This window comes from Polyangium sp. 6x1 (assembly GCF_029946515.1).
GTDB lineage: Bacteria > Myxococcota_A > Polyangia > Polyangiales > Polyangiaceae > Polyangium.
This window is the reverse complement of sequence record NZ_JARZHH010000002.1, coordinates 213,550-229,064: the sequence shown is the minus strand read 5'-3', so window position 1 is coordinate 229,064 and position 15,515 is coordinate 213,550. Positions and strand designations below refer to the sequence as shown.

The window sequence follows — 15,515 nt, the reverse complement described above, 5'->3', positions numbered from 1 at the left end:
CGTTCTGCGAGCGGCGCTGGAAACGAAGTTTACGGCGCGCTCACCCCGACGCCGCGGCCTCCGCCGCGCTGCTCCCGGAGACCATGTTTCGCCGGATCCTCGGCCCTGCGCCGAGCGCCTCGAAGCTCGCGCGTTTCACGTCGTCGTTCGCGAACTCGAGCCGTCCGGCGCCCTCGATCCGCGCCACGGCGGCGAGGATCCGATTGCCGATTCGATTCCGCTCCTGCGTCGTGAGCGGAGCGCTCGCGCGTTTTTGCTCCTGCTTCGTATCGGCGTCCGTGATCGCGGCGAGCGCCAGCGTGAGGCCGTCGAGGTCTTTCTTCATGATGCCGAGCGACTCGGCCTCGGCCGGCTTTTCCTTGGCGCGATCGAGGATCTGCTGAATCGCGGCTTTCACGTCGGACACGACATGCGTCCTCGTCCTCCGGCCGATCCCAAACGCGCGCTTCACATCGGCGGGCGCCTTGGCGCGGCGGACGGCGGCGCGGACTTGCCGCACACGCGTGTGCCCCTCTGCGAGCGCGACGTTTTGCGCGCTCGTCGCGGCGACCGACTCGCTCCGCGCCTGCTTCGCGCTGGGGACGACGTCCCCGAGCTTCTCCACGTCGGCAAGAAGGTCTTCGACCATTCCCGGCGGGAGCCGCGGACCGAGCGCGGCGACGTGCGCGAGCGCGAGGTTCAAGGCCTTGAGGCCGAGCTGGCTGATGGCGGAGAAGTTCTTCCGGGGCAGCGTGTCCTTCACGATCAGAGCCGTATTCATGAGGATTCCTCCCTCGACGCGATGAGTGATGCGGCGTCGGGTCGGCCCCGCGTGAGTGCATGAGGAATGCCAACCCTCAGCAGCGGCTCCGAACACGGCAGATCACGGCAAAAGAGCGCCTAACGCGGCTTGGGGGTCGAGCAGGAAGCGGAGGCGCCTGAGAACTTGTCCAGAGGATGTCCAGAATTGTCCAGACATTCGAAGCGGCAGAGCGGGGAACCACCGTGCCCTTGCCGCGAGCCGTCGTGCCCTCGGCGCGAGCGACAGTGCCCTCGGCGCGAGCGGCTGTGGCCTTCGCGCGAGCCTCCGTGCCGCTGGCGCGAGCGGCTGTGTCCTTCGCGCGAGCCTCCGTGCCGCTGGCGCGAGCGGCTGTGTCCTTCGCGCGAGCCTCTGTGCCGTTGGCGCGAGCGGCTGTGTCCTTCGCGCGAACCTCTGTGCCGTTGGCGCGAGCGGCTGTGTCCTCGCCGCGAGGCACGGTGTCCTTCCGGAGAACCATCCCGCCCTCGCGGGACATCGTCTCACCCGCCGGAGAGGCCCTTCCGCGCCCGGGGGATCCCGAAGGCATCCATCCACCGCGCGAGTTGCCGGTCGGTCACCCCAAGAATGCGCGCCGCCTCCACCTGGGAGCCTTTCGCCCGGAAGAGCGCCGCCTCGACCATCTCCCGCGGCGGACGTTTCGTGTAGCGCCGCTCCTCGTCCATCACCTCGGCGCCCGGTGGCTCCGATTCCGGCTCGTCCTTCTCGCTTGCCACGCGCGCCCGAAGCGCGCTCAGGTGCCGCAGATCGATCGGCCCGTCGCCCATGAGCAGGGACGCGCTCCCGAGGGTGCGCTCGATCTCGCGCACGTTGCCTGGCAGGTCGCCGAAGAAGAGCGCCCTCGCCGCCGGCCTCGTGATCGACGCCCGTTCGACGCCCCGCCGCCCGAGCAGGTGCGCGACCAGAAGACCGAGATCCTCGCGGCGCTTTCGAAGCGGCGGGAGCATGGCCACGTAGCCGGCGAGCCGCTCCCGGAGGTCCGCGCGAAAGCCGCTCTTCTCGGAGAAGACATCCACGTTCGTCGCGGCGATCCACCGCACGTCCACGTGTTGCCCCCGATCGGCGCCCACGGGTGTCACCTCGTTCTCTTGAATGGCGCGGAGCAGGCTCGCCTGCGCGCTCCCGGGCAGATTGCCGATCTCGTCGAGGAACACCGTGCCCCCCTCCGCGCTGCGAATGCGCCCCTTGCGCTCCTCGTGCGCGCCGCTGAACGCGCCGCGGCGATGACCGAAGAGCTCTCCCTCGACGAGGTGCTCGGGGATGGCGCCGCAATCGACCGCGACGAAGGGCCCCGCGCGACCGCTCTTGTCGTGCACGTACCGCGCGGCAATCTCCTTGCCGGCGCCGGTCTCCGCGAGCAAGAGAATCGGCTGATCGGAGCGCGCAAGGTGCTCGAGGTCGATCGCGAGGCTCATGAGCTCGGGGCAAAGGGTGCGCGTCGGGCCAAACGCAAACCCCGCGGGACGGGTGATCATGCGAACGGCCGTTGGCTCGTCGACCAGCCGATACACGAAGAGCGACTGTCCCATTTCCACGACGTCGCCGTCGGCGAGGGCGACGGGCCCTTGAATGCGCTCGCCGCGGACGAACGTGCCGAGCTTGCTCCCGGCGTCCTCCAGGAAGGCCTTGCCGTCACGACGAACCACGCGGGCGTGCACGCGTGATACGAAGCGGTCGGGCAGGAGAAAGGTTTTTCCCTGCATTGCGGGCGGGCGGACCTCGGAGGCTCGCCCGATCTCGAAACCGGCGCCGTCGTGCGTGAGCGGAGGCAAAGCCATGGAGTCCGCCGCGCAGAGGTCCTCGTAACGGAGGACGAAGACGAGGACGCCGAGGGTCGCCGGAGGCGTGGCGGCGCCGAGCTCGTTGTCGGTGGTGGCCAGGTCGCTCATGCGCGGCCCGCGATCACCACGCGAGCACCTGCGACCCATACCGCGCCCCGCCGGGCGAGCACTCCAGCGCAGCCATCTCCTCGGCCCGAGGCGCACCAAGGCTCGCGAACGACGCGCCAGCATCGCTCGAGATCCCCCAATCGCCCTTCTTGAACTTCACCACGACGTGCGATCCATACACGCAAGCATCTTCCGCCTCGGAGGGGAAACTCGACGCCGCCCCGAGCTTCCCGTCGGCGAGCCCAATCTTTCCGACGCCGCTCGGCCCGCTGTCTCGCTGGGCCAGGAACGTGAGGACGCCCTTTTCGATCGAAGCGCTGGACGGCGGCGAGGTCGATTTCGAGGCCCCTTTCCAGATCGGACGAACGGTGGCCCCACCATCCATCGACGCCGCGATCCGGAGCTCGCTGGATTCGTCGAAGCCGAGAAGCGCGATCTGGCTGCCGTCGGAAGCCGCCGCGAGGATCGGCTGCACGTCGGCGGGCCAGTCGAGGTTTCCCTTGGCGCTGCTTCGAGAGAACTTTCCGTCGCTCCCGCGCGATACGACGTGCAGGCGCGCCGTTTGGCCCTCGAACCTCCCGGTGACGAACAGTTTGTCGCCGGCCATCGCGTACGAGCCGAGCGCGACGGCCCCGTCGAGGGCGCCCACGCGGGTCCAGGTCTTGCCAAGGTCGGCGCTGTGCCAGAAATGGACGCGCGCCGGCTCCTCGGGGCCCATGCAATGCACCCACAACGACGTCCCGCTCGCGTCGATCTCCGCGGGCCCGCCCGCGCACGTCCACGGCGCCTTGCTCTTCGAAAGCGCGCCCTTCTTCCCCGTGAGCAGGGCAAACGGCTCGGCCTCGGACCCGTACGACTGCGCCACGACGAACGACCCCTCCGCGAGCGACACGTAGTCCACGGCGCCCTGCGGCGGGGCTTGTCCCGAGAAGGGCGAATCGTTCACCCACGCCGAGGACGGGCCAGCCGCGCCGCCGGTCGGCTCGGACGCGGGCGGCGCGACGACGGCGGGCGCGCCGCCGCAGGCTGCGATCAAGAAGAGCGTCGATATCGGGAGGATTCGTGCGGGCATCGTGGCCCGCGTTGTCTCGCCTCCGGCTCGGTGTGTCAAGCCGGAGCGCGAGCCGCGGCCTCACTGCGCCATCACGATTCGCTGATCACAGGGCCGCTCCTTTTCGTCCTGATGGAGCCCCGCGATCCGCATCGGATCGCCGTCCCGCGCCGCGATCGCCCCCCGCACCTTCCCCAGGATGAGCGCGTCCAGGTTCCCGCTCGTGTAATCCGTGTGCGTGCCGCCGCAGCTCGATCGCGGATCGCCGCCGCCCACCGATTCCGGCCCCGCGCCGCCGCGCAGGACGAACATGTGCGTGCCGCCGGTGTATTGCGCGATCTGCCGGAAGACCACTTGCCCGAGGGAATCCATGCCCGAGGCCGCGATCGAATACACCTGCACGCCCGCGTGGCTCGCCTCCTTCATCGCGCCGGCATACCCCTCGTCCTGCGCGTAATCGAGGTGCGGCGGCGCGTCGCCGATCAGAAAGACCAGGCGCGCGAGCGACTCGGGCCGGAAGCGCAGGTTTCGCACGGCGACACGGAGCGCCTCGTTCACGTGCTCCGGCGTATCGCCGCCGCCGCCCGCGGTGATGGCGGCGATCCGGCCCTGGAGGCCGGCGACGTCCGTGGTCATCTGGTGCATGCGGGTCACGTATTCGTCGCTGCGGTCGCGGTATTCGACGAGGCCCACGCGCGGGCGGACGTTCATCGTGGCGAGCGCGCCGGCCACCTTCTCCAGCGTGTCGCGCAGCGCATTGATTTCCTCCGACATCGAGCCGGTCGTGTCGAGGACGAAGGCGACATCGATGGTCTGCGCCGCGGGCAATTCGCGCGCGCCCGAGAGGACGAGGTCGACGACGCCGTCGCCGGGCGACATCGTGGTCGTCTTCGCGACGGATTCACCCTGGCAGCGCGCCGTGGCCACGAGGTCCGGGCCTTTCAGGCCCTCGGCGCGCGGAAACAAGAGGGCGCGGCCATTCGCGGTCGTGCGGAGCGCGAGCGTCGTGCCCGCGGCGTCGCGCACCTCGATGGGGCAGCTCGGGACGGGTTTGCCCGCGCTGTCCCGCACGACGAGGAAACGGCGCGCGGAGAGGTCGAGCGTCGCTGTGCCCGGTGCGCGCTCCTTGCCGAGCCAGCGGGCGAATTCACGATAGTTCGCGTTGTCGTCCCATTCACCCGTGCGCACGCCGCCCTGGGATTGCGCGGAGGCGCCGAGGCCACTCGATCCGACGCGTACACCCGCCGTCACGCCGTGCGAGCCGCCGAGCCTTCCATGACCCGATCCGAACCCCGCGCCCGAGCCCGTGCCGGCTCCGCGCCCCATCGTGCCGATCGTGCCGAGGCCAATGCCTTCCCCGCGCCCGCCGCCGCCTTCACCCACCCCGGACAAACCGAGGCCGCCGGTCCCTTTCTTGTCGCCCCCTGCCCCCCACATCGATCCCTTCGCTTCGAGCGGGGACGCGTGACGCGTATCGACGGGCGGCGCGAGCGGCTCGTCAGGGACGGGCGCGACGGCGACGGGCGGAGGCGCGTCGGTTTGCGTAACGGGAGGTGTGAGGGGCTCGTCGAGGGGCGGGGGCGTTGTCTTGGCGAGGGGTTTTGGCGCGGGCGCCGCGGGCGAGGCGACGTCCGGACCTGGAGAGGATGTGGCGCAAGCCGCGAGGGCGAGGAGGAGGGCGGGGGCGAGCCGGCGGGTGAACATGCCGGCTCCGAGCGCGGGCGCGGCCGGAAGTTCCCGGCCGCCGCGATCTTTCGCTCAGGGCACGAGGTGCAGGAGGAACGTCCCTTCGACCGCGAAGGGTTTTTTCATGCCGGCCTCGTCGTACTCGCCGACGGCGCTCACCTTCAGCGTGTAATCGCCGGGCGGGAACGGGTCGCCTTTGGGGTTGTTGAAATCGGAGGGCCCCGTCCAGTTGACCCCGTCCCACGTGAACGTGCTCGGGTAGGTGCCCGCGGGGACAGCGTTCGGCGTACCGCCCGGGGCCGGGCAGATGCCCACGTCGCAGAGGCAATATTTGTTGTTGTTGCCGGAGAGCTCCTCGAAGGGAATGAGGCCACTCGGGCCAGGCTCGCCGCAGCCGTTGTCCTGCGGGGTGGGATAAACGCTCGGGAGGTCGGCCGCCACCTGGATGTTGTACTGGATGGTGATACCGGCGGCCGCCTCGGCGAGGGTATACGTGCAATCGGTCGTGGTGAACTCGATGGAGACGCCGGGGAGCGTCGAGGCGGCGCTGCCGGCGCAGACCGCATTGCCGCCGCCGCCCCCGGAGCCACCGGCACCGCCGGAGCCGCCGCTGCCGCCGCTACCGCCGGAGCCGCCGCTGCCGCCGGAGCCACCACTGCCCCCGGAGCCGCCGGAGCCACCGTTCCCACCCGCTCCGCCCGAGGTTTGCCCCCCGCACGCGGCGAGGGCGAGGACCAGAAAAACGGAAGCAAAAGAAGCCGTTCGATTTCCAAGCATGTTCGAGAGTTTAGGATGTCAGCGGGGGAAGTCACCACGGAAACGGTTGAACATCGGACGGATCCCTGCTCGCCTTGACCTCGACCCTCTCCTGCTGGGACGATGTCTCCCATGTCGAGCCTGCCCGCAGACGTCACGAACGAACCGCACGGCGAAGAGCCTGCGGACGCGGACGGGCGGGTCTCGGACGACACCTGGTACACGCAGGTCTACCGGCCCCTCGAGCCACAATTCACGCTGCGCTCCGTGGTGTTCGGGTGCGTGATCGGCTCGGTCCTGTCGGCCGCGAACCTCTACACGGGGTTCACGATCGGCATCACGTACGGCGCCTCGATCACGGCGGCCGTCTCGGCGTGGATCGTGTTCCGGCTCTGGCGAGGCGTCGTGTCCGGACCCGCGTTCTCGGTGCTCGAGAACAACACCATGCAGACGGCCGCCTCGGCCGCGGCCGCGCTGGCCGGCTCAGGCATGGTGACGACCATGCCGACGCTCATGATCTTGACGAAGCGGCGGCTCTCGCTCCTCGAGATCACCGCGTGGCTCGTCTCCGCCGCCTTGCTCGGCGTGCTGTTCGCGGTCCCGCTCAAGCGGCAAATGATCAACCGCGAAAACCTGAAATTTCCATCGGGAATCGCCGCAGCCCAGACGACGCTCGCGCTGCACCGCGAGGGCGAGAGCGGGGCCCAGAAAGCCGTCGCATTGCTCTCGGCGACCGGGATCGCCGCCGTGCTCACCCTCGCGCGCGGGGGCCTCGGGCTCGTCCCGGATGCGGTGCCGTTCGCCTTCGCGAGCGTCGGCGGAATGAGTTTGGCGCGGCTCACGCTCGGGCTCGACGTGTCGCTCATGACGCTCGGCTCGGGCGCGCTGATCGGGCTGCAGACGACGGCGTGGATGGCCGTGGGCGCGGCGCTCTGCTGGGCAGGCCTCGTCCCCTGGGCCCTCGGGCGCGGCGTCGTGACGCCTACGCCGGGTGCGCCGTCGCTCTATGGCGACGCGGTGGGTTTCACCGTCTGGCCGGGCGTGGTGATGCTCGTGGTGGCTGGCCTCGTGTCGTTTGCCCTGAAGGGGGGCTCGATCGTGGCGTCCGTGCGGTCGGTCGGCGCGATGAACGCGCATGCGCCGGGCGAGGCTTTGCGCGAGGACGTGGAGGTGCCGCGGCGCTGGTTCGTCTGGGGCCTCGTCGCGGCGGTGCTCCTGGCGCTCGGGACGCAATGGTTCGTGCTCGGGATGCACCCGGGGACGACGCTCGCGGCCATCGTGCTCGCCGGCGCGCTCGCGCTCGTGGGGACACGGACGATGGGCGAGTCGGACGTGAATCCGATCGGCCCGATGGCCATGGTGACGCAGCTCCTCTTCGCCGCGCTCCCGGGCGGCAATGCGCAGGTCAGCCTGACGGCGGCGGGGCTCACGACCGCGGGGGCCAATAGCTGCGGCGACATGATGCAGGACCTGAAGACGGGCCGGCTCCTCGGCGCCTCGCCGCAAAAACAGCTCCTCGCGCAGCTCTTTGGGATCGTGATGGGCGGGTTTGTCACGGCGGTGGTCTTCGCCAAGGCGTTCCCGCTCGAGCTCCTCGGCACGAAATTCCCCGCCCCGGGCGTGCAAATGACCAGGAGCGCGGCGGAGCTATTGACGCGTGGCTTTTCCGGCCTGCCGCCGCACGCGTACCTGCTGATGGCGATCGCGGCGGCCGGCGCCGTGGTCTGCACGATCGCGCGCGAGCTCGGGCCGAAATGGCTCGCCCCCTGGGTGCCGTCGCCCCTGGGAATCGGGCTCGCGTTCATCCTGCCGGCGTCGACGAGCTTCACGTTCTTCGTCGGCGCCGCGGTCGCGGCGATCCTGGCGTGGAAATATCCCAAAAAGGACGAGCTTTACACGATGGCGACGGCCTCGGGGTTCGTCGCCGGCGAGAGCGTGATGGGCGTGGCGGTGGCGCTCTGGGCGGCGACGCGAACGTGACGCGAATCAGTAGAGGCCGGCGCCGACGAGCGTGACGCGATACAGGCCGGTCCGCGCCGTGATGAAGAGCGTCTTCTTGTCCTCGCCGCCGAACGCGCAATTCGCGGGCTGCTGGGGGACGGCGATGGCGCCGTAGAGCTTGCCCGCGGGGCTGTACACCTCGACGCCGGCCGACGTGGCGATGAAGAGGTTGCCCTTCTCGTCGACGGCCATTCCGTCGGGGCCCTGGCTCGTCGTGACGAGCTTGTTCGCGGCCCCGAGCGAGCCGTCGGCGTTCACGGGCCAGGCGCGAAGCTCGCCGGTGGCGGTATCGGCGACGTAAAGGGTCTTCTCGTCCGGCGAGAGCGCAATGCCGTTCGGCCGCTCCATGTCGTCGGCGACGAGCGTGACCTCGCCGGCGGGCGTGACGCGGAAGACGCCATAAAAGCCGAGCTCGCTGAGGCCCGGATCGGCGAGGCCGTAGGGCGGATCCGTGAAATAGACGGTGCCATTCGAATGCACGATGACGTCGTTCGGACTGTTCAGCTTCTTGCCCTGGTACGCATCGGCGATGGAAGCGAGCGTGCCATTCGCGAGCTCCCGCGAGACGCGGCGTCCGCTGTGCTCGCAGGAGACGAGGAGACCATTCTGATCGATGGCGAGGCCATTCGTGTTGGCGCTCGGCTCGCGGAAGACCGTGATCGCGCCGCCCGGCGTGTACTCGTGGATGCGATTCGCGGGGATGTCGGTGAAGAGGAGGGTCTTCGTGGCGGGGTTCCATTGCGGTCCCTCCGTGAACATGAAGTTGCCCTGGACCTCTTCGACGGTCCCGACGCCGACGAGCGGATCGACCTCCGCCACGCCGCCGCCTGCGCCGCCGGCGCCGCCCATGCCCCCATCGCCGCCGCCCATACCGCCGGTGCCGCCGGCGCCGCCGGTGCTACCCATGCCGCCCGCGCCGCCGGCGCCGCCCGCAGCGCCGCTGCCGCCGGCGCCGGAGCCGCTCGTGTTGGAGCCGCCGTCACTGCAGGCGGCGAGGAGGAAGGTGGTGGTGATCAGGCCCAAAGAAAGCGCGCGTTTCAGCATGGGGGCATGCTAGCGGCGCCTTCGCCTGGCGAAAAGGGGAGAATCTTTCCGCTACCGCAGCACGCAACGAAAGCACGCCCGGATCGGGAGCAGATCCGACGGCGACGCGGCGCGGTGGGTGACCCGGAAAAACCCTTCGAGCAAGCGGCCGAATTCGCCGGGCGTCCACGTATGCAGGTGATATCGGTCACCGCCCCAGTCGATACGATCACGCAAGGCCCAGCCGACCGGCGTGCGCCGGACGAATCCCTTCAGCCCCAGGATGAGCGGGTCGTTCGGGATCGTGATGACGGCTGCGCCCTCGGGCCGCAAGAGCCGCGCGATCGCACCGAGGATCGCCCGCGGGTCGACGCAATGCTCGAGGACCTCGGTGCAGATGATCCGGTCGAAGGAGCCGGGCGGGAGATCCATCTTGTCGACCTCGCCCTTCAAGAAACGCGCGTCGTATCCGGCGAGGTTTTTCCGGGCCGTGTCGAGGAAGACGTCGGAGACGTCGATCGCCGTGATGCGGGCGCGCGGGAACATGCGCAGGACGTGGCCGCCGCCCGAGCCGATCTCGGCGAGGTCGAGGCCGTCCGAAGGGCCGACGAAGCGGCGAATGATGGAGAGGCGGCCCTTCTCGATGAGCCGGATCGGCAGGATCGAGCGCTCGTAGTAGGCGTCGATCGGGTGCTCGCGGGCAAGCCTGTCGTTCAGCGCCTCGACGTCGAGGCTTTCGGGCCCGTGCTCGTGCGGACGCGCCATCCCTAGATGTCTCCCAGCATGACCTGCGTGAGAATGTAATTGGCCACGAGGATCGCCACGCAACTCTCGACGACCGCGCGCGTGGTCGCCATCCCGACGCCGCGCGCGCCGCCCGACGCGAAATAGCCGTGCCGGCAGGCGATCGAGCAGATCAAAAAGCCGAAGACCGCGCCCTTCACGAGGCCCATGAAGAGGTCGCGCGGGCGGGCGAAGTCGTGAATGCTGCGCAAGAAAAAACCCCAGTCGCCGCCCAGCAAGGCGACGGCCACGAGGTAGCAGCCGACCATGCCGATCGTCGAATAGAGCATGCACATGAGCGGGCCCATCGTGACGCCCGCGAGCAGCCGCGGCGAGAGGAGGTACTGGACCGGGCTCACGCCCATCGTGGTGATCGCGTCGATCTGCTCGGTGACGCGCATGTTGCCGAGCTCGGCCGCCATGCCGCTGCCCGCACGCGCCGTGATCATGAGCGCCGAGAAGACGGGCGAGACCTCGCGCATGAGCGAGACGGCCACGATGCCGCCGACGTTCGCCTCGGCGCTGAACTGCTTGAGCGCGTAGACCGACTGGAGCGCGACGACCATGCCGCTGAAGAGGCCCGTCAAACCGACGAGGAAGGTCGACTGGACGCCGATGAAATCCATCGCCGCGAGCATCTGGCTGATGCGAAACGGGGGGCGGAAGAGCCAGGCCACGGTCTGGAGGGTGAGGCTCACCGTGGTCCCGATGTTCTCGAAGAAGCCGAGCACGGGATCGAGGATCCGCTGCAAGAGCTTCGGTTCGGAGTCGTCCACGCGAGGACCTCTTTATCACGGCCGTCCGGCGCCCGTCAGGACGTCGTGCCGAGCCCCCGTGAAGCCGACGCGAGCAGCGCCGCCGATCGGACCCCCTCCGCCTCGAGGCGCGCCCGTCGCGTCCCGTCCGCCGCGACCTCGAACGTGACCGAGAGCGCATCCCCGCCGAGCGCCGCCGCATACGGCGCGCCCCACTCGACGACGAGGACCGCGCCCTCGCCGCGCCGATCCCGCAAGCCGAGCTGCGCGAGCTCTTCCTCGTCGCCGATGCGGTAAAGGTCCGCGTGGGCGATCGGGAGGCGGCCCGCATGCTCGTGGATGAGCGTGAACGTGGGGCTCGTGATGGGCTCGGCCGAGGGGACGCCGAGGGCGCGGCAGAGGGCGCGCGTGAAGAAGGTTTTGCCCGCGCCGAGGTCGCCCGAGAGGATCAGGAGGTCGCCCGGGAGGAGCGCGGCGGCGACGGCGCACGCGAGGCGGATCGTGGCGCGACGCGTGGGGAGCGGGACGATCGTGGCCAAGGCGCCTCGCTTCAGAACCGGTACGTCACGCCGAGCGTCGCGCCCATGAGGACGAGGGTGCCGTCGTCGGTGGGGACGAAGCGGAGGTTGCCGAGCTGGGCGTCGAGGCGGAGCGAAGGCGAGATGCCGAGGACGACGTCGAGGGCGGCGCCGATGGAGAAATGCCCCGAGCTGCGGCCCTCGTAGGTGACGCCGTTCGGCGCGGTGGCGGTGCCGCCGAGGCGGATGAAGGGGCCGAGGAAGAGCTCGGGGCCGACGTGAAAGGAAAAACCCTCCTTGCGGCCGTCGGGCGCGGTCTTGACGGCGGGAGAAAAGAGCCATCGGCCGCCGAGGTCGATCCACATGGCGGAGGGTCCAGCGAGGTTGCCCCCGAGGCCGGCGAAGAGCTCGAACCCCGATTCGCCGAGCGCGTAGCCGCCGCGCAGCGCACCGACGAAGGCCCCGGCGCTGCCCGTGGCGCGGCTCGAGGAGGAGGCGGCCACGGAGAAGCCGATGAGCGCGCTGAGGAAGACGGGTTTGCCCGCGGTGTAGGAAGGCCAAACGGTTTGTCGGGAGCCGCCGAGGTACGACATCATGACCTCGTTCTTGGCCACCGGCTGGGGCGGCGGCGGAGGCGGCGGCGGCATGAACTGCCCCATGTTCCAGGGGGTTTGCGGAGTCCCGAACGGGGGGAGCTGCGAAGGCGGCGCCGGCGGGGGCGGCGGCGGGACGGGGGGCGGCGGAGGAGGCGGCGGCAGGGGTTGCTCCCAGGGGAGGGCGCCGACGCCGACGCCCTCGGGGCGCATGAGGACGGCGAGCATCTCCTGGACCTGGGCGGCTTGTTTTTGCGGGTCGACGTCGCGGGCGACGGACTCGACGCGGCCGAGGGTGGCGAGGTAGGCAGCGATCTCGATGCGGGTGGTGGTGGCCGAAGGCTCGACGCGGGCCGCGAGGACCCAGTTCGCCCGGAGGACATTCGCGATGGTGGCGTACTCCTCCGGGGTATCGGCGGTGCCGTCGGCGATCCGAGCGAGCGAGGCCTGGGTCTCGACCTCGGACGCGATGGAATGGCTCAGCGATGCGGCCCCCCGCATGACCTCCTGATCGAGCCCGAGGCGCGCGGCCGGAGACGCGCTGCCCTGCGAAGGAAGGACGACGACGCGATCGGCGAGCGCAGGCGCCGCCGAAAGGAGGAGCAAGGGGACGAGCGAAAAGGCGGGGGCGCGGAGACGCATGCCAGGGATGGATGTACCGCGATTGGGGCGAAGGGGCGAGAAGGTTGCGCGGGGAGCGAGGCGGAGGGGGCGTACGGGTGGGGCGAGGCGGGCGCGCGGGGTCGCGGGCCCCGCGGTCGTGGAGCCAGGCGCGTCGGGGGCGCGTCGCGCCGGCGTCGAATGCCCGAGCGCGTCAATCCGATCTCGAAGTTCATGGATTGCAATGATCCGGCATAGGTTCCTTTTCACGCCAGACCGACGAAAGGAGAATGTTGTTGACAAGCGAAGGAACGACGTCACTTTCTCGCCCCTCATGAAAGCTGGCGCGATTGACCTCCGAGCGATGCTGGAGTTCTCCTCCCACGAGGGCAAGATTCGCCTCGGCCCGGATCGCATGCTGATCTTCCGGCAGGCCGCGTTCGGTGTGCTACGCGCATTGCTCTTCGAGCGGCTCGGCGTCGAGATGACGCACAGCGTGCTCGCGCAGTTCGGCCATCGGTGTGGTCAAGGCGATTATCATGCGCTCACCACCATGTTCGAGTGGGACACGGACGACGATTGTCTTGCCGCGGGGCCGATCCTGCATTCGTGGGAGGGGGTCGTCCTCGCGAAGCCGGAGCATATCCGCTACGACCGCGCCGAAGGCATCTTCCACATGTACGGCACGTGGGAGAGCTCCTACGAGGCGGAGACCCATCGGGAGCATATCGGCGAGAGCAGCGTGCCGACATGCTTCACGCTGGCGGGATATGCCTCGGGGTACGCGTCGGCGTTCATGGGGCGGCCGATGTTGTGCGTCGAAGCGCAATGCGTCGCAGCAGGCGCGACGTCGTGCCGCTGGGAGATCAAGCCGGCCGAGGAATGGGACGCGCGGGCCGATCCCTACCGGCGCGCGCTCGCGTCGACGGACGGCACCATTCACAAGGAGCTCGAACGCTCCCTCGATCGCCTGTCCACGCCGCTCCTGCGCGTCTGGGACGGCGTCCTGGCAATGCCGATCATCGGCACGCTCGACGCGCGGCGAACGGCGACGATCACGGCGACGCTGCTCGAAGAGGTCATTCGCTCGTCGGCGCGGAGCGTCATCCTCGACGTGACGGGCGTCGAAACGGTGGACGCCGCGACGGCGGACGGGCTTTTGCGTATCGTGTCGGCCGTGGAGCTCCTCGGAGCGCAATGCCATCTCTCCGGGATGCGCGGCGAGGTGGCGCGGACGCTGTCGGCCTCCCAGATCAACCTCGGGGGGCTGCGCACCTTCGCCACGGTCCGGCAGGCGCTCCGCCATTGTCTGCCGCTGACCGCGGCGCGCTGACGGTGCCTGCCTTCGATCACCCCACCGCCACGAGCCCCCCTGCCCCCTCCCCTCGCCGCTCGATGAGCTGCCGCAGCCCCTCCGAAATGGCCACCACCTCCGACGCCGTTTGCAGCGTCTGCGCCGAGCTCACCTCCGTCTCGCGCGCCGTCTGCGCCACCTCCATCACCGCGCTGCTCACCTGCTCCATCGCCGTCGTTTGTTGCTTCGTCGACAGCTCGATCTCCCGCGCGGCCTCGGCCGTGCCGTTCACGTAATCGATGATGCGGCGCAGATTCTCGGCCACGTCGTCGAAGCGGCGCGTCGAGGATTCGACCGCCTTCGCGCCGTCCTCCGTCGCCATCACCGTGGTGTTCGCCGCGCCTCGAATGTCGTCGATCAGCCGGCGGATCTCCTTCGTCGACATGCCCACGCGATCGGCGAGCTTGCGAATCTCGCTCGCCACCACGCCGAACCTTCGACCCGATTCGCCGGCGCCCACGGCCTCGATCGTCGCATTGATGGCCAGGATGTTCGTCTGCTCGCTGAGCTCGTTGATGATATCGAGGATCCCCCCGATTTCTTGCGATTTGCGGCCGAGGTCGAGCATGTGGCCCACGATGGCTTGCACCTGCCGGTGCACGGCCCCCATCGACTCCTGCGCCGTCACGAGCACCTGATCGCCCCCGCGGGCCGATTGCGCGGTGTCGCTCGCCATCCGCGTGACGCGTTGCGCGCTCTCCGAGACTTGCCGCGCCGTCACGGCGAGCTCCCGCACCGTGGTCGATACCTCCGTCGCCGAGGACGCCTGCTCCTTCGCCCCCCGCACCTGCTGCGTCGCCGCCGCTTCGAGCTCCGCCGCGGCGCTCTGCATGCGCTGCACGGAATCGCCGATCTGCCGGTCGAGCCGGCGAATGATGACGTATGCCACGAACGCCACGACGAGGACCGCGAAGCTCGTACCCGCCACCAGCATTCGATCGAGCGCCGTCGAGGCGCGATGGGCCTCGTGCGTACGCGCTTCGAGGGTCGCGGTCTCGGCGGCGGTGATGTCGTCCATGATGGCGCGGATCGCCTCGGTGAGGCGCTTGCCCTTGGCGGTCCCGATGTGCGCGAGCGCGGGCGCGAGCCCCTCGGTCTTACGGATCTGAATATTTTGCTCGCAAAATGTCACACGCTCGTCGACGGTCCGCTCGAGCTCTGCGAGCCGCCGCGCCTGCTCGGGATTCGAGATGCCCACGAGCTCGCGCACACGCACGAGGTGCGACTTGTAGCGACCGAGCGCGTCCGCGTAGGTCTGGAAAAACTCATCGGTCCCGCTGATGACGTAGCCCCGCTGCCCGCTCTCCATGTCCTGCAGATCGACGAGGAGGATGTGGAGCGCGTCGATCTCCTCTTGCACGTGCGCGGCCCACGCGCTCGCTTGCCGCATCTGCTGGTTCAGGCGGAACGACGAGAACCCGAGCACGCACAGCACGACGATTGGAATGATGAATCCGAGGATGAGCTGCTGACCGACGGTCCACGATCGCTTCATTCGCTTCTTCCCACGCCCCTGCGCGAAGGCCCGCGAGGAGACCCCCTCGCCGCCGCTGCGCAAACACAACGGAACGTTACGAAAGGGCCGCTCGAGAGGGAAGACGTCAACGCACTGACGTGCATCACGAAAGCGTGAGCGTCATTGCATCGACGGAGGCGGGGTCGTGAGCGGTAATGCAAGAGCGCCGCGAAACCCAGGCGCCCTCCACCCCC

General features: G+C 69.5%; 13 protein-coding genes. 2 read left to right on the top strand and 11 right to left on the bottom strand.

What is annotated here, in order from left to right:
• Positions 1-40: 40 nt before the first annotated feature.
• The 5 genes from QHF85_RS03850 to QHF85_RS03830 all read right to left on the bottom strand — a co-directional run bounded on the left by QHF85_RS03850 (position 41) and on the right by QHF85_RS03830 (position 6,199).
• Positions 41-760, bottom strand: a complete 720-nt coding sequence (locus tag QHF85_RS03850) for a hypothetical protein (RefSeq protein ID WP_281325666.1) — start codon at positions 758-760, stop codon at positions 41-43.
• A gap of 518 nt (positions 761-1,278) precedes the next feature.
• Positions 1,279-2,685, bottom strand: a complete 1,407-nt coding sequence (locus QHF85_RS03845) for a sigma 54-interacting transcriptional regulator (protein WP_281325665.1) — start codon at positions 2,683-2,685, stop codon at positions 1,279-1,281.
• 13 nt (positions 2,686-2,698) lie between these two features.
• Positions 2,699-3,757 (bottom strand): hypothetical protein, encoded by a 1,059-nt coding sequence (locus tag QHF85_RS03840; protein WP_281325664.1) that lies wholly within the window; start codon positions 3,755-3,757, stop codon positions 2,699-2,701.
• Positions 3,758-3,817: 60 nt separating this feature from the next.
• Positions 3,818-5,440: a vWA domain-containing protein gene (locus QHF85_RS03835; protein ID WP_281325663.1), complete on the bottom strand. Its 1,623-nt coding sequence runs from the start codon at positions 5,438-5,440 to the stop codon at positions 3,818-3,820.
• A 54-nt stretch (positions 5,441-5,494) separates the two neighbouring features.
• Positions 5,495-6,199 (bottom strand): hypothetical protein, encoded by a 705-nt coding sequence (locus QHF85_RS03830; protein ID WP_281325662.1) that lies wholly within the window; start codon positions 6,197-6,199, stop codon positions 5,495-5,497.
• A 111-nt stretch (positions 6,200-6,310) separates the two neighbouring features.
• On the opposite strand from QHF85_RS03830, the gene QHF85_RS03825 reads away from it, so the two are divergent.
• The gene (locus QHF85_RS03825; protein ID WP_281325661.1) at positions 6,311-8,158 is read left to right on the top strand and encodes an OPT family oligopeptide transporter; all 1,848 of its coding nucleotides are present in this window, start codon (positions 6,311-6,313) and stop codon (positions 8,156-8,158) included.
• A gap of 6 nt (positions 8,159-8,164) precedes the next feature.
• On the opposite strand, the gene QHF85_RS03820 is transcribed toward QHF85_RS03825, so the two are convergent.
• Genes QHF85_RS03820 through QHF85_RS03800 form a run of 5 tightly spaced genes read right to left on the bottom strand, consistent with a single transcriptional unit; the run spans position 8,165 to position 12,493 of the window.
• Entirely contained in the window at positions 8,165-9,223 is a 1,059-nt protein-coding gene (locus QHF85_RS03820) for an SMP-30/gluconolactonase/LRE family protein (RefSeq protein ID WP_281325660.1), read from the bottom strand.
• Positions 9,224-9,274: 51 nt separating this feature from the next.
• Positions 9,275-9,967 (bottom strand): class I SAM-dependent methyltransferase, encoded by a 693-nt coding sequence (locus QHF85_RS03815; RefSeq protein WP_281325659.1) that lies wholly within the window; start codon positions 9,965-9,967, stop codon positions 9,275-9,277.
• 2 nt (positions 9,968-9,969) lie between these two features.
• Positions 9,970-10,761, bottom strand: coding sequence for an ABC transporter permease (locus tag QHF85_RS03810; protein WP_281325658.1), 792 nt, complete (start codon positions 10,759-10,761; stop codon positions 9,970-9,972).
• A gap of 35 nt (positions 10,762-10,796) precedes the next feature.
• Entirely contained in the window at positions 10,797-11,279 is a 483-nt protein-coding gene (gene tsaE / locus QHF85_RS03805; RefSeq protein ID WP_281325657.1) for a tRNA (adenosine(37)-N6)-threonylcarbamoyltransferase complex ATPase subunit type 1 TsaE, read from the bottom strand.
• Positions 11,280-11,290: 11 nt separating this feature from the next.
• On the bottom strand, positions 11,291-12,493 hold the full coding sequence (locus tag QHF85_RS03800) for a hypothetical protein (protein ID WP_281325656.1): 1,203 nt from the start codon (positions 12,491-12,493) through the stop codon (positions 11,291-11,293).
• 322 nt (positions 12,494-12,815) lie between these two features.
• Here QHF85_RS03800 and QHF85_RS03795 point away from each other — a divergent pair, with 322 nt between their 5' ends.
• Positions 12,816-13,784: a XylR N-terminal domain-containing protein gene (locus QHF85_RS03795; protein WP_281325655.1), complete on the top strand. Its 969-nt coding sequence runs from the start codon at positions 12,816-12,818 to the stop codon at positions 13,782-13,784.
• 16 nt (positions 13,785-13,800) lie between these two features.
• Here QHF85_RS03795 and QHF85_RS03790 read toward each other — a convergent pair whose 3' ends face one another.
• A complete protein-coding gene (locus QHF85_RS03790; protein ID WP_281325654.1) occupies positions 13,801-15,300 on the bottom strand; it encodes a methyl-accepting chemotaxis protein in 1,500 nt (499 codons plus the stop codon).
• Positions 15,301-15,515 lie beyond the last annotated feature (215 nt).

Coding starts and splice junctions, on each gene's coding strand:
- QHF85_RS03850 (WP_281325666.1), bottom strand. CDS start 760: ATGAATACGGCTCTGATCGTGAAGGACACGCTGCCCCGGAAGAACTTC.
- QHF85_RS03845 (WP_281325665.1), bottom strand. CDS start 2,685: ATGAGCGACCTGGCCACCACCGACAACGAGCTCGGCGCCGCCACGCCT.
- QHF85_RS03840 (WP_281325664.1), bottom strand. CDS start 3,757: ATGCCCGCACGAATCCTCCCGATATCGACGCTCTTCTTGATCGCAGCC.
- QHF85_RS03835 (WP_281325663.1), bottom strand. CDS start 5,440: ATGTTCACCCGCCGGCTCGCCCCCGCCCTCCTCCTCGCCCTCGCGGCT.
- QHF85_RS03830 (WP_281325662.1), bottom strand. CDS start 6,199: ATGCTTGGAAATCGAACGGCTTCTTTTGCTTCCGTTTTTCTGGTCCTC.
- QHF85_RS03825 (WP_281325661.1), top strand. CDS start 6,311: ATGTCGAGCCTGCCCGCAGACGTCACGAACGAACCGCACGGCGAAGAG.
- QHF85_RS03820 (WP_281325660.1), bottom strand. CDS start 9,223: ATGCTGAAACGCGCGCTTTCTTTGGGCCTGATCACCACCACCTTCCTC.
- QHF85_RS03815 (WP_281325659.1), bottom strand. CDS start 9,967: ATGGCGCGTCCGCACGAGCACGGGCCCGAAAGCCTCGACGTCGAGGCG.
- QHF85_RS03800 (WP_281325656.1), bottom strand. CDS start 12,493: ATGCGTCTCCGCGCCCCCGCCTTTTCGCTCGTCCCCTTGCTCCTCCTT.
- QHF85_RS03795 (WP_281325655.1), top strand. CDS start 12,816: ATGCTGGAGTTCTCCTCCCACGAGGGCAAGATTCGCCTCGGCCCGGAT.
- QHF85_RS03790 (WP_281325654.1), bottom strand. CDS start 15,300: ATGAAGCGATCGTGGACCGTCGGTCAGCAGCTCATCCTCGGATTCATC.